General features: G+C 57.0%; 11 protein-coding genes and 1 pseudogene. 6 read left to right on the forward strand and 6 right to left on the reverse strand.

What is annotated here, in order from left to right; genetic code table 11:
- Positions 1 to 18: 18 nt before the first annotated feature.
- Both AC1ROI_RS10060 and AC1ROI_RS10065 read right to left on the reverse strand, forming a co-directional pair.
- On the reverse strand, positions 19 to 1,620 hold the full coding sequence (locus AC1ROI_RS10060) for an ABC transporter substrate-binding protein (protein ID WP_010463409.1): 1,602 nt from the start codon (positions 1,618 to 1,620) through the stop codon (positions 19 to 21).
- A 307-nt stretch (positions 1,621 to 1,927) separates the two neighbouring features.
- The gene (locus AC1ROI_RS10065) at positions 1,928 to 3,553 is read right to left on the reverse strand and encodes an ABC transporter substrate-binding protein (RefSeq protein ID WP_010463407.1); all 1,626 of its coding nucleotides are present in this window, start codon (positions 3,551 to 3,553) and stop codon (positions 1,928 to 1,930) included.
- 1,005 nt (positions 3,554 to 4,558) lie between these two features.
- On the opposite strand from AC1ROI_RS10065, the gene AC1ROI_RS10070 reads away from it, so the two are divergent.
- Positions 4,559 to 4,936 (forward strand): DUF6124 family protein, encoded by a 378-nt coding sequence (locus tag AC1ROI_RS10070; protein ID WP_102594416.1) that lies wholly within the window; start codon positions 4,559 to 4,561, stop codon positions 4,934 to 4,936.
- 219 nt (positions 4,937 to 5,155) lie between these two features.
- Here AC1ROI_RS10070 and AC1ROI_RS10075 read toward each other — a convergent pair whose 3' ends face one another.
- Positions 5,156 to 5,872, reverse strand: a complete 717-nt coding sequence (locus AC1ROI_RS10075) for an SIMPL domain-containing protein (RefSeq protein WP_010463403.1) — start codon at positions 5,870 to 5,872, stop codon at positions 5,156 to 5,158.
- A 343-nt stretch (positions 5,873 to 6,215) separates the two neighbouring features.
- On the opposite strand from AC1ROI_RS10075, the gene AC1ROI_RS10080 reads away from it, so the two are divergent.
- The 4 genes from AC1ROI_RS10080 to AC1ROI_RS10095 all read left to right on the forward strand — a co-directional run bounded on the left by AC1ROI_RS10080 (position 6,216) and on the right by AC1ROI_RS10095 (position 10,854).
- Positions 6,216 to 7,478, forward strand: a complete 1,263-nt coding sequence (locus AC1ROI_RS10080; RefSeq protein WP_010463401.1) for an ATP-binding protein — start codon at positions 6,216 to 6,218, stop codon at positions 7,476 to 7,478.
- The gene (locus tag AC1ROI_RS10085) at positions 7,471 to 8,031 is read left to right on the forward strand and encodes a response regulator transcription factor (RefSeq protein ID WP_007901386.1); all 561 of its coding nucleotides are present in this window, start codon (positions 7,471 to 7,473) and stop codon (positions 8,029 to 8,031) included. Before AC1ROI_RS10080 ends, AC1ROI_RS10085 begins: the two co-directional genes overlap by 8 nt.
- A gap of 96 nt (positions 8,032 to 8,127) precedes the next feature.
- Entirely contained in the window at positions 8,128 to 9,855 is a 1,728-nt protein-coding gene (locus AC1ROI_RS10090; protein WP_102594415.1) for an ABC transporter ATP-binding protein/permease, read from the forward strand.
- 252 nt (positions 9,856 to 10,107) lie between these two features.
- A complete protein-coding gene (locus tag AC1ROI_RS10095; protein WP_010463396.1) occupies positions 10,108 to 10,854 on the forward strand; it encodes a FadR/GntR family transcriptional regulator in 747 nt (248 codons plus the stop codon).
- Positions 10,855 to 10,897: 43 nt separating this feature from the next.
- Here the strand turns inward: AC1ROI_RS10095 and AC1ROI_RS10100 are convergent, their stop codons facing one another.
- On the reverse strand, positions 10,898 to 11,296 hold the full coding sequence (locus AC1ROI_RS10100) for a hypothetical protein (protein WP_010463394.1): 399 nt from the start codon (positions 11,294 to 11,296) through the stop codon (positions 10,898 to 10,900).
- Between the two features lie 124 nt (positions 11,297 to 11,420).
- On the opposite strand from AC1ROI_RS10100, the pseudogene AC1ROI_RS10105 reads away from it, so the two are divergent.
- Positions 11,421 to 11,603 (forward strand): annotated as a pseudogene (locus AC1ROI_RS10105) (FCD domain-containing protein); the annotation flags it as partial.
- A 140-nt stretch (positions 11,604 to 11,743) separates the two neighbouring features.
- On the opposite strand, the gene AC1ROI_RS10110 reads toward AC1ROI_RS10105, so the two are convergent.
- Both AC1ROI_RS10110 and AC1ROI_RS10115 read right to left on the reverse strand, forming a co-directional pair.
- Positions 11,744 to 12,088: a hypothetical protein gene (locus tag AC1ROI_RS10110; RefSeq protein ID WP_102594414.1), complete on the reverse strand. Its 345-nt coding sequence runs from the start codon at positions 12,086 to 12,088 to the stop codon at positions 11,744 to 11,746.
- A 280-nt stretch (positions 12,089 to 12,368) separates the two neighbouring features.
- Complete coding sequence (locus AC1ROI_RS10115; RefSeq protein ID WP_010463387.1) at positions 12,369 to 12,560, reverse strand: hypothetical protein; 192 nt, start codon at positions 12,558 to 12,560, stop codon at positions 12,369 to 12,371.
- Between the last annotated feature and the right edge of the window lie 7 nt (positions 12,561 to 12,567).

Here is a 12,567-nt window from a genome sequence, read left to right on the forward strand (position 1 = left end):
AGCGTTCTGGCTAATCGGTTATTGGTCGATACTGACGCCCGAGAACACGTTACGACCGAATGGACTCACCTTGAATCCTTCGATTTTGGCGCTCAACGGCTGGTTAACCGTCGAATGGGCGATAGGCGTGATCGGCACTTGTTGCTTGAGGTAGTGCTGCGCCTGTTTGTAGAGCACGGTGCGCTGGTCGCGGTCGGTGACGACCTTGGCCTGCTTGATGAACTTGTCGTAAGCCGGATCGCACCACATGGAGTAGTTGTTGCCACCAATGGCGTCGCAGCTGTAAAGCGTGCCGAGCCAGTTGTCCGGGTCCCCATTGTCACCGGTCCAGCCAATCAGGCTGACGTCGTGTTCGCCATTCTTGGTGCGCTTGATGTACTCGCCCCATTCATAGCTGACGATCTTCACTTTGAGTCCGATTTTCGCCCAGTCAGCCTGGAGCATTTCGGCCATCAACTTGGCGTTCGGGTTGTAAGGGCGCTGAACGGGCATCGCCCACAAGGTGATTTCGGTGCCTTCTTTCACGCCGGCAGCCTTGAGCAGTTCCTTGGCTTTTTCCGGGTTGTAGGCAACGTCCTTGATCGTGTCGTCGTAGGACCATTGGGTCGGTGGCATGGCGTTGACGGCCAATTGACCGGCGCCTTGGTAAACGGCGTTGAGAATGCCCTGTTTGTTCACCGCCATGTCCAGCGCCTGACGCACTTCGAGCTGGTCGAAAGGCTTGTGGCGCACGTTGTAGGCGATGTAGCCCAGGTTGAAGCCGGGCTTCTCGATGAGCTTGAGTGCCGGGTCGTTCTTCAACGCGGGAACGTCGGCGGGGCGCGGGCTCAATGTGATCTGGCACTCATTTGCCTTGAGCTTCTGCACCCGCACCGACGCGTCGGTGTTGATCGAGAAGATCAGGTTGTCGAGCTTGACCCGGCTCGGGTCCCAGTACTGCTTGTTGCCGGTGTAGCGGATGTTGGAATCTTTCTGGTAGCTCTTGAAGGCGAACGGGCCAGTGCCGATCGGCTTCTGGTTGATGTCGCTCGGCTTGCCTTCGGCCAGCAGTTTGTCGGCGTATTCGGCGGACAGAATAGCGGCGAAGCTCATGGCGATGTTCTGGATGAACGCGGCGTCGACGCTGTTGAGCGTCATGACCACGGTCAGCGGCCCGGTCTTCTCGACCTTGGCGATGTTCTTGTTCAGGCTCATCCCGTTGAAATACGGGAACTCGGTCGGATAAGCCTTACGGAAAGGTTGCTGCGGATCGAGCATGCGATTGAACGTGAACAGCACGTCATCGGCGTTGAAATCACGGGTCGGCGTGAAGTACTTGGTCGTGTGAAATTTCACACCTTCGCGTAGGTGAAAGGTGTACTTGAGGCCGTCCTCGGAAATATCCCAGCGAGTGGCCAGGCCGGGTACGACGTTGGTGGCGCCTTTTTCAAACTCTGCCAATCGGTTGTACAACGGCTCGGCGGCATCGTTGTCGGTCGATGTCGTGTACTGCGCAGTGTCGAAGCCAGCCGGGCTGCCTTCGGAGCAGAACACCAGGCTGTTATTGGCGGCCTGGCTGATGGAAGTGGCGGCCAACAGGCCGGTGCCCAGCAATGCGGATAAAACCAAGGTATGGCGCATGACGCTCCCTTTTCTTGTTCTCTAAGTGTCTTCAATGAACCGCCGTCCAGTCCGCGGACGTGGAGGCATCACTGAGTTCAAACCATGCCATGCAGCAAAACCGAGAGCCCACGCATGAACTGGTCAGATCCCGACGGTATGAGCCGTGGGTCCGGCAGTAAATGCGTAGAGTCCGAAAGACTTGTGGGAAAAGGCAACGCATCCGACATCACGATGGTCATCCGTGACGGAATTGGATGTAGGCGTTTTCCTACTTTCTCGGCAGATAAAACAACGGCGACGTTAAATACGTCGCCGTTGCAAAACCTTATTTGCTGACGCTGACGCCGTAGAAGGAGTTCAAGCCAAACGGGCTGATCTTGAAGTCCTGCACGTTGTCGCGCATGGGTTGGAACACCGTCGAGTGAGCGATAGGTGTCATTGGAACAGCGTCTTTGAGGACGTGTTGCGCCTGTTTGTACAGTTCGGTGCGCTTGCCCTGATCGGTCGTGCGCTTGGCCTCTTTGACGATGCCGTCGAACTTCTTGTCGCACCACTTGGAGAAGTTGTTGCCCTGCAGCGAGTCGCAGCCGAACAGCACGTTCAGCCAGTTGTCCGGGTCACCGTTGTCGCCGCTCCAGCCAATCAGCATCGCGCCGTTTTCGCCGCCTTTGGAACGCTTGATGTACTCGCCCCACTCGTAGGTCACGATCTTGGCCTTGATACCGATCTTGGCCCAGTCGGACTGCAGCATTTCAGCCATCAGTTTGGCGTTCGGGTTGTACGGACGCTGTACCGGCATCGCCCACAGGTTGATCTCGGTGCCTTCCTTGACGCCGGCTTCCTTGAGCAGCTCTTTGGCTTTCTCAGGGTTGTACGGCGCATCCTTGATGGTGGTGTCGTAAGACCACTGGGTTGGCGGCATGGCGTTGACGGCCAGTTGACCAGCACCCTGGTAGACGGAGTCGATGATCTGCTGCTTGTTGACGGCCATGTCCAGTGCCTGACGCACTTTCAATTGAGCCATCGGGTTCGGCTGATCGCTGCCCTTGATCTTGTCCATCACGTTGTAGGCGATGTAACCCAGGTTGAAACCAGCCTGGTTAGGCACCTTCAAGGTCTTGTCTTCTTGCAGCGCCTTCAGGTCGGCCGGACGTGGGAACAGAGTGATCTGGCACTCGTTCTTCTTCAGCTTCTGAATACGCACCGACGGGTCGGTGGTGATGGCGAAGATCAGGTTGTCGATCTTGACGTCGTCAGGCTTCCAGTAGTCCTTGTTCCCGGTGTAGCGGATGTTGGAGTCTTTCTGGTAGCTCTTGAACACGAACGGACCGGTGCCGACCGGCTTCTGGTTGATGTCGGCGGCCTTGCCTTCCTTGAGCAGCTGGGCAGCGTACTCGGCGGACTGGACGGAGGCGAAGCTCATGGCCATGTTCTGGATGAACGCGGCATCAACTTCTTTAAGGGTGAACTTGACGGTGTGGTCGTCGACTTTATCGATCTTGGTGATGTTGGTATCCATCCCCATGTCGGTGAAGTACGGGAATTCGGTCGGGTACGCTTTGCGGAACGGGTCGTTCTTGTCAATCATGCGATTGAAGGTGAACAGCACGTCGTCGGCGTTGAACTCACGAGTCGGCTTGAAATACGGGGTGGTGTGGAACTTCACGCCTTCACGCAGGTGGAAGGTGTAAGTCAGGCCATCATCGGAGATGTCCCACTTGGTTGCCAGACCAGGAATCACGGCGGTGCCGCCGCGCTCGAACTGGGTCAGGCGGTTGAACATGGTTTCTGCAGAGGCGTCGAAGTCGGTTCCGGTGGTGTACTGACCAGGATCAAAACCGGCCGGGCTCCCTTCGGAGCAAAACACCAGGTTAGTCGCCGCTTGGGCGAAAGGTGCGGAGGCTAACAAGCCTGCGCCGACTAAAAACGGAATGACCGCGTGTTTAAGCATGTTGGCCTCATGATTTGTTGTCATTTTTGGAATTAGAGGACGACCTCGTGAGTCGTGCCTGCGGATACTTATGCAGGGGCCATACCCATTGCAAGATCCGGAGCGACCACAGGCGTTAAACGGTGGCACGAACGTACCTTAATGTCGCATATGTATAAATTCATGCGCATTTGACCGTTTGCGCAGGGTTTTTTCGGTGCATCTGGCGCACCGCGACGGGGCAATCGGCACGACTTTCGCACCCGGTTGGAGCGAGGTGTTACTTATTTATACCCATCTTTGAGGGGCGTGGATGAGAGGTGTGGGCGTGAATGAGATTGAGTTGTAGTTGGCTGGATAGGTGTTTGTTGTTTAAAGGGTTGTTGTGTCTGTGGGGGCAGATTGTTGCGTTACTGTCTGGCAGTGGACATCTGTGGGGATGATTTGGATCCGTGAGGTGATGGAGGCTACGTGGGAGTGGCGGGTAGAACCAAGGGTGCAACCTGTCTGCTGCTTGCGGTAGCACTATTGGCTGTTTTGATCCTTACTTCCAGATGACCCCTGTCCTCTGTAGGAGCGAGGCTTGCCCGCGAAGGCGGCCTGACAGCCGACCTGTCTCTTTCTGTTGCTCCCGATTGATCGTTCCCATGCTCCGCGTGGGAATGCCGCCCGGGAGGCTCCGCGTTCCATTTTTGTGTGTTGAAAGATGTGTAAAAAACACAGCGATTTCCCACGCATTTTTCAGGTTGCCGGGTAGGAAGCAGTGTCTCTAACCTCTGACTGTCGCTGAAGAACTCAGCGAACGGGTGTGAGAACCCGGGAACAGATATGTATGAATCTAGCGCCAGCATCACCATAATTGCCGCCAGCTATACGCTGCCTGTAATGCTCTATGGCGGCTGTGTGCGGGCGGACTTCGGTCCGGCCGGTTCTCTGTTCCCGGTTTTCTCACCCTGCACATAGCTGCCACCACTTTCCGTGTGAGAAACGAAAAGTGATGGCTCCAAAAATGAACAGGGAAAGCAAATGAGCAAAATTGTCCCCGATCCACCCTTCAACACCACAACCTCCAACGCCGAAGCCACCGAAGCCACCGAAGCCGTAACGCTCCTCAAAGACCGCGAAGCCATAAATCGCGCCCTCGATTACTACCTCGATCCCCCCGATCAATACGCCCCCAAACCCCGCCGTCCCAGCACCATGTTCATGGTCGCCCCGGACATGGACAGCGAAAGTCTCCTGGCACAAGCTTGCGAGTCATTGGCGTCCGCCAGTGTCATGGCCAGTGATTTCGCAGCAAACCTGATCGGCCCGCAGCGCAATACGGTGTTGGCGATTCAGCAGATCATCATGCTGGCGGAGTTGGCGGTGAATCGGGCGCTGGATAACGTCGATCCGGCGTAGACCGCGTTATCGTTTTTCGCGGGCAGGCTCGCTCCCACTGGGGGCGAGTGTGTACATGGGTTTTGTGTACGACTCTGATCCCATGTAGGAGTGAGCCTGCTCGCGATGACGGTGGATCAATCACCACAAAATCATCAGACAAACCTGCCGGCTTTCCGCCAGGCAACAAAAAACGGCGATCACTTCAGTGACCGCCGTTTCTGTGTACGGGTTATCGAATCAAGGCATCAACACTTCAATCGCACCATCTGCCGTCATGCTCACCTGGCTGGTGCCGGCCTCAACCTCTGGCGTCACCGGAGCGCCATCCATGCCGGCCGCTTTCATCATCATCGGCCCACGCATGTACGGCTGTGGATAACCGTTGCTGTTCAGGTTCAGGCTGACGATTTTGTAACCCTTGCCACCCAACGCATCGGTTGCCAGCTGCGCGCGGGCCTTGAAGGCGGTGACAGCTTCTTTAAGCAGCGCATCTTCGCTGGCCTTGCGCGTTGGCGTGGCGATGGCGAAGTCCATGCCACCCATTTTCAGGTCGGTCAGCAGTTCGCCGGTCAGCTTCGACAGTGCGGCGAAGTCGGAGCTTTCCATGCGCAGTTCGGCGCGTTCACGCCAGCCGGTGATTTTCTGGCCCTTGGTGTCGTAGATCGGGTAGCTGTTGCGGCTGCCCTGGCGCAGGGTGACTTCCTTGACTTGTTTGGCCTGGGCCAGCGCTTTGTTCATGGTGGTGCTGACGTCGGCGGCGAGTTTGGCCGGGTCGGTGTTTTGTTCTTCGGTGTAGAGGGTCACGATCATCTGATCGCGGGCCACTTCCTGGCTGACTTCGGCACGCAGGGCGATCTGGTTGTAATGAAGTTCGTCGGCGGCCAGGGCCGGGAGGCTGGCGACGGTGCCAACGCTAAGGGCAAGAAGGGCGGCGCTGCGGCGGAAACTGTGCATGAAAACTCCTTGGAGGTGCGCAGGGGTTAAGGTCCGAGCCTGCGTGAAACCATCAGACTCTAACTTTATTGATCCGGTTCGCACAGTTACAACTTCCATACAGATGGAATGGGGGAGACCGTGTCGAGGCCATTCGCGGGCAAGCCTCGCTCCTACAGGAATGTGTCGTACGCCAATCCTTTGAACGACACATTCCTGTAGGCGCGAGGCTTGCCCGCGAAGGCGTCCTTATAGACGCAGCAGAACTTCCTGCCATGTGGCTGTTTGCCGCACTTTTGCCTGCCAGCCCCCGTGCTTGGTTATACTCCGTGCGATCCGCCTGGAGCGCTCATCAGGAGAGCTCATGCTCGCCCCCGTTCAAATCACTTCCGCCACTCGCCAAAACCTTTGGCGGCTGACCTTCATCCGCACCTTGGTACTCGCCGCTCAGGCTGGTTCCGTGGGCCTGGCCTACTGGTTCGATCTGCTGCCGTTGCCGTGGGTGCAACTGGCGATGACCCTCGGCTGCTCGACGCTGCTGTGCGCGTTCACGGCGGTTCGCCTGCGCACCTCGTGGCCGGTCACCGAGCTGGAATATGCCCTGCAACTGGCCTGTGATCTGTTTATCCACAGTGCCTTGCTGTATTTCTCCGGCGGTTCGACCAACCCGTTCGTTTCCTATTACCTGGTGCCGCTGACCATCGCCGCCGTGACGTTGCCGTGGCGCTATTCGGTGATTCTGTCCGGTATCGCGCTGGCGCTTTATACGTTGTTGCTGGCACGGTTCTATCCGCTGGAAACCTTCCCCATCGCCCGGGAAAACCTGCAGATCTACGGCATGTGGCTGAGTTTCGCCCTTGCCGCCGCCGTCATTACCTTCTTTGCCGCGCGCATGGCCGAAGAGCTGCGCCGCCAGGAAGAACTGCGCGCCATCCGTCGTGAAGAAGGCCTGCGCGACCAGCAATTGCTGGCCGTCGCGACCCAGGCGGCCGGCGCCGCCCATGAGTTGGGCACGCCGTTGGCCACCATGAGCGTGTTGCTCAAGGAAATGCGCCAGGACCATCCCGACCCGCTGTTGCAGGATGATTTAAGCGTGTTGCAAGATCAGGTCAAACTCTGCAAAGAGACCTTGCAGCAACTGGTGCGCGCCGCCGAGGCCAATCGACGCCTGGCGGTGGAAATGCAGGACGTCACCGACTGGCTCGACGAAGCGCTGAACCGCTGGCACTTGATGCGCCCGGAAGCCAGTTACCGTTTCCAACGGCTGGGCCAGGGCACGGTGCCACGCATGGCACCGCCGCCAGACCTGACGCAAGCCTTGCTGAATTTGCTCAACAACGCCGCCGATGCGTGCCCCGAAGGGCTGCAAGTGACGCTGGACTGGAATGCCGAGGACCTGACCATCAGCATTCGCGACCATGGCGCCGGCGTGCCGCTGGCCATTGCCGAACAGATTGGCAAGCCGTTTTTTACCACCAAGGGCAAAGGTTTCGGCCTCGGCCTGTTTTTGAGCAAGGCCAGCGTGACACGCGCCGGCGGCTCAGTGAAACTCTACAGTCATGAGGAAGGCGGCACGCTCACCGAGCTGCGCCTGCCCCGTGTCGCCCGAGGAGACGAACATGAGTGACGAGATCCAAGTTGAAGGCGAAGAACTGCCGCATTTGCTGCTGGTAGACGACGACGCAACCTTTACCCGTGTGATGGCCCGCGCCATGGCCCGCCGTGGTTTTCGCGTCAGCACCGCCGGTTCCGCCGAAGAAGGGCTGACCATCGCCCAGGCCGACATCCCGGATTACGCCGCGCTGGACCTGAAAATGGACGGCGACTCAGGCCTGGTGTTGCTGCCCAAACTGCTCGAACTTGACCCGGAAATGCGCGTGGTGATCCTCACCGGCTACTCGAGCATTGCCACCGCCGTCGAGGCCATCAAGCGCGGCGCTTGCAACTATCTGTGCAAGCCGGCTGACGCTGACGACGTACTGGCCGCGCTGCTTTCCGAGCATGCTGACCTCGACACCCTGGTGCCAGAAAACCCGATGTCGGTGGACCGCCTGCAATGGGAGCACATCCAGCGCGTACTGACCGAACACGAAGGCAACATCTCCGCCACTGCCCGCGCCTTGGGCATGCACCGCCGCACGCTGCAGCGCAAACTGCAAAAGCGTCCGGTCCGCCGCTGAACGGACGCTGAACGATTAACGCCAGCCCTCGCGATAACCCGAACCGATCATCTATGATCGGTTCGGGTGTGTTCTTTTCTTTATCGAGCCTTTTCCATGAATCAGAACGCTGAGTATTCCGCGGTCAACGATGCTGTGCGCGGGCAGTTTTTTCGCAAAGTCTGGGCGATGACCACGCCGTATTGGCGCAGCGAAGAGAAGGGCAAGGCCTGGACATTGCTGATCGCCGTGATTGCGCTGTCACTGTTCAGCGTGGCGATTTCGGTGTGGGTTAACAGTTGGTACAAGGATTTTTACAACGCCCTGCAAAAGAAGGACGAAGCGGCTTTCTGGCAACTGATTCTGTACTTCTGCGGGATCGCGGCGGTGGCGATTCTCGGTGCGGTGTATCGGCTCTACCTGACGCAGATGCTGACGATTCGCTGGCGGGCCTGGCTAACCGAGCAGCACTTCGCCCGTTGGCTCGGTCATAAAAACTACTACCAACTGGAGCAGGGCGGTTACACCGATAACCCTGACCAGCGGATTTCCGAAGACCTCAATAGCTTCACCTCCAATACGCTGGGCCTGGGGCTGGGCCTGATCCGCAACGTCGTCAGTCTGGTGTCGTTTTCGATCATTCTGTGGGGCGTGTCGGGCAGCATCGAAGTGTTCGGTTTCACCATCCCCGGCTACATGTTCTGGTGCGCTCTGGTTTATGCCGCCGTCGGCAGCTGGCTGACGCACTTGATTGGCCGTCGTTTGATTGGCCTCAACAACAATCAACAACGCTTCGAAGCTGACCTGCGTTTTTCCATGGTGCGGGTTCGCGAGAACTCGGAAAGCATCGCGCTGTACAACGGCGAACCCAATGAAAACCGCCGTCTGAGCGGGCGCTTCGGGCTGGTCTGGCATAACTTCTGGGACATCATGAAAGTGTCCAAGCGCCTGACCTTCTTCACCTCCGGTTATGGCCAGATCGCAATCATTTTCCCGTTTATGGTCGCCGCGCCGCGTTACTTCGCCGGCAAGATCGAGCTTGGCGAGCTGATGCAAATCAACTCAGCGTTCGGCAACGTGCAGGAGAACTTCAGCTGGTTCATCAGCGCCTACCAGGACTTGGCCGCTTGGCGAGCCACCTGTGATCGTCTGCTGAGTTTCCGCCAGGCGATGACCGACAACGAAGAGCGAGCGCCGGCGATTGATGTGCAGAATTCGGGTACAGCCTTGAAGGTGCACAACCTGGGCCTCGATCTGGCCGACGGTCGTCACTTGCTGACCAACGCCGACATGACCGTGGAGGAGGGCGAGCGCGTCATGCTCAGCGGTCGTTCCGGCAGCGGCAAGTCGACCTTGCTGCGGGCGATGGGGCACCTGTGGCCGGCGGGTCATGGCAGCATTCGTCTGCCGACGGCGCGTTACCTGTTCCTGCCTCAAAAGCCGTATCTGCCGATTGGCACGTTGCGCGAGGCACTGAGTTATCCACAGGCCGGCGGGACTTATCCGCATGAGCGGTATGTGCATGTGCTGGAAACTTGCCGCTTGCCGCACCTCGTTGCGCGCCTGGACGAGGCCAATCACTGGCAGCGCATGCTGTCGCCGGGTGAACAGCAACGGCTGGCCTTCGCTCGTGCGCTGCTCTATGCACCACAGTGGTTGTACATGGACGAGGCGACGTCGGCGATGGACGAAGAGGATGAGGCTTCGCTGTATCAGGCCTTGATCGATGAAATACCGGGGTTGAGCATCGTCAGCGTCGGGCATCGCAGCAGTCTGAAGCGTTTCCACCCACGGCATGTGCGCATTGAAAATGGTCATCTGGTGGACCAGACCGTGATCGCATAACACCACAATCCGTGTGGGAACGAGCTTTTGTGGCGAGGGGATTTATCCCCGCTCGGCGACGCAGCCGTCGCAAAACCACTGCACTCGGCATACCTGATGCACCGAGGCTGTGGGTTTTGGGATGGCTGCGCCATCCAGCGGGGATAAATCCCCGCGCCACAGTTGCTCTTACAAAAGTGGGTGGTGGTGATCGTACAACCGCGTTGAGCTATGATGCGGTTTCAGCCGCAATTTTCGAGACAGACGTTCACCATGGAAAACCCGATCGACGCACCACGCCTCCCTCGCAAGCGCCGCAGCCTCGCACAGGAATTGGTGACGGTGCTGTCCGAGCAGATCCGCGACGGCCACCTCAAACGTGGCGACAAATTGCCCACCGAGTCGGCGATCATGGATGCCCATGGCGTCAGCCGAACCGTGGTTCGCGAAGCAATTTCACGTTTGCAGGCCGCTGGCCAGGTGGAAACCCGTCACGGCATCGGCACCTTCGTGCTCGACACCCCGAGCCCGAGCGGTTTTCGCATCGACCCGGCGACCGTGGTCACCCTGCGTGACGTATTGGCGATTCTGGAACTGCGCATCAGCCTCGAAGTGGAGTCCGCCGGCCTCGCTGCACAGCGCCGCAGCCCGGAACAGTTGGCCTTGATGCGCGCCGCGCTGGACGCCTTGAATGAAAGCGCCGCCCACGCCAGTGATGCCGTGGCGTCCGACTTCCAGTTCCACCTGCAAATCGCCCTGTCGACTGGTAACCGCTACTTCACCGACATCATGACCCACCTGGGCACCAGCATCATTCCGCGCACCCGCCTGAACTCCGCGCGCCTGGCCCATGATGATCAGCAGCACTACATGAGTCGCCTGAGCCGCGAACACGAAGAGATTTACGACGCGATTGCGCGCCAGGATTCGGATGCGGCGCGGGCGGCAATGCGTTTGCATTTGACGAACAGTCGGGAGCGGCTGCGCCACGCGCATGAAGAGGCTGAGGCGCAGCGCTGAGAGTTGCGGTTGGTGGGACCCAGTTTTTTTTGTAGCGCTTTTGCTAACGCACCACGATGAGACGAAGGGGGTGTGATTCTTTTTTGATCCCGTCAATTTCTACCTCATACCAAAACTCAGCCGTACTTTTGTTAACGATGGGCTCGAGTGTATACGTGGTGATTTTTGAAATGTGCTGCTCGGTGTCTTTAATATCAATTCCGCCGCGCCATAATTCTTCGTAACCGCTCTCATTGTGAAATTTTATAAAGTATTTGCATCGTTGTCCGCTAGCTTGACCTTTATATTTAACGGCAAGCTTAAATCTAAATTGCTGGATTTCTCCGAAGTTCTTTAGGTAGAGGGTAGTTCCGTCTGTTTCAGGGGCAGTGGGCGCGGCTAGTTCTGGTGATACTGGCGATTTTACAGGTTTTTCCACTTTTGTTAGTTCGACAGTGCTCATGGCGAATCTCCATATATAAAAAGTAATTTTGCGATAACTTATCCGCGACATCAGTTCATCAGATGCTTTTAATGTTGGCTACTGTCAGAATTGACAGTTGCGACCAGAGGTCGTTACGCGCTGGACCGCGCGCGTAGCCCATGACGATCAACAGCGCATGAGTCGCCTGAGCCGTGAGCACGAAGAGATTTACGACGCGATTGTGCGCCAGGATTCGGATGCGGCGCGGGCGGCGATGCGTTTGCATTTGACCAATAGCCGCGAGCGGCTGCGCCATGCGCATGAAGAGGCTGAGGCGCAGCGTTAATGCTTTTTATCGCCGATAGCTGAGTTTTGTATAAGTCGCAATATTCCAAAGCGCCGGGTTAATCAGGTGATGCACGCGCTATAGAAGATCTCGGTGGCCATAGCGGACAGTAATCTGATTAACAGAACTGTCCGCGTCTCTTATTGTACGAGCCTAAATTCCACCTTAGGGGAGTGTCTCACTTCCCCATCTCTTGTCACAGTGTATTGCACTTTAACACTGGCGCCTTCTGCCAAACCTGTTTCGAAGAAGTTTTTTTCGGCTCCGTATCCGTATGCATCTGATGGAATTTCTATAGTCACTGAATACACGATGGATTTGCCTGTAGAGGTTTTTACAATAAATGCTAATTCATCCCCCTTGTTCGCATCTGCGATGGGTTCCACTGTTATTGAGACTGATCCAATAATTTGGCTAACGCTCAAAACACCTTCTTCAACATTTTTAACTTTTGGGGGCGCCAAGTCGTTCTTTTGTACTGTCATGAATAAAGTCCTTCAACAATAAGTCGAACCATTTTGATAAACGCTCTTTTATAAGCGTTCTAAGGGGCCGGTTCGTTAACTCCTGAGGTGATTAAGTCACCGCAGTTGATGTCGTGCTACTGTCAGAATTTACAGTTCAGACGAACGGTCAGTGTTTTGTGTCGTGTGTTTACCTGTCCCGAGATTTGCGTTCAAAGGCAGGCTCGCTTCCATTTGGGATCTAATCAGTGGAATACCAAAGACTAATGGGTGCGAGCCTGCTCGTGATGGGGCAATCGCCTCAGCCGGTTTTCAGAACTGAACGATCCACCCGTACCGCCAATTCAGTCTTCGCCGATTTAACCTCGAAGGTCACACCCCCCTGCTTATCCACAACTCCGCGGGCAATGGGCACACCCTTGGACAACAACTCCAACGGCGCACCCTCCAGCGATTGCCCTGAAGCCAGTTCCAGTTTCAATTTAATCGTCATCATCAAT

The sequence above is a fragment of the Pseudomonas sp. GW823-FHT02C02 genome (assembly GCF_058797635.1).

Coding starts and splice junctions, on each gene's coding strand:
- AC1ROI_RS10075 (WP_010463403.1), bottom strand. CDS start 5,872: ATGCACAGTTTCCGCCGCAGCGCCGCCCTTCTTGCCCTTAGCGTTGGC.
- AC1ROI_RS10110 (WP_102594414.1), bottom strand. CDS start 12,088: ATGACAGTACAAAAGAACGACTTGGCGCCCCCAAAAGTTAAAAATGTT.
- AC1ROI_RS10070 (WP_102594416.1), top strand. CDS start 4,559: ATGAGCAAAATTGTCCCCGATCCACCCTTCAACACCACAACCTCCAAC.
- AC1ROI_RS10115 (WP_010463387.1), bottom strand. CDS start 12,560: ATGACGATTAAATTGAAACTGGAACTGGCTTCAGGGCAATCGCTGGAG.
- AC1ROI_RS10060 (WP_010463409.1), bottom strand. CDS start 1,620: ATGCGCCATACCTTGGTTTTATCCGCATTGCTGGGCACCGGCCTGTTG.
- AC1ROI_RS10090 (WP_102594415.1), top strand. CDS start 8,128: ATGAATCAGAACGCTGAGTATTCCGCGGTCAACGATGCTGTGCGCGGG.
- AC1ROI_RS10085 (WP_007901386.1), top strand. CDS start 7,471: ATGAGTGACGAGATCCAAGTTGAAGGCGAAGAACTGCCGCATTTGCTG.
- AC1ROI_RS10100 (WP_010463394.1), bottom strand. CDS start 11,296: ATGAGCACTGTCGAACTAACAAAAGTGGAAAAACCTGTAAAATCGCCA.
- AC1ROI_RS10080 (WP_010463401.1), top strand. CDS start 6,216: ATGCTCGCCCCCGTTCAAATCACTTCCGCCACTCGCCAAAACCTTTGG.
- AC1ROI_RS10065 (WP_010463407.1), bottom strand. CDS start 3,553: ATGCTTAAACACGCGGTCATTCCGTTTTTAGTCGGCGCAGGCTTGTTA.
- AC1ROI_RS10095 (WP_010463396.1), top strand. CDS start 10,108: ATGGAAAACCCGATCGACGCACCACGCCTCCCTCGCAAGCGCCGCAGC.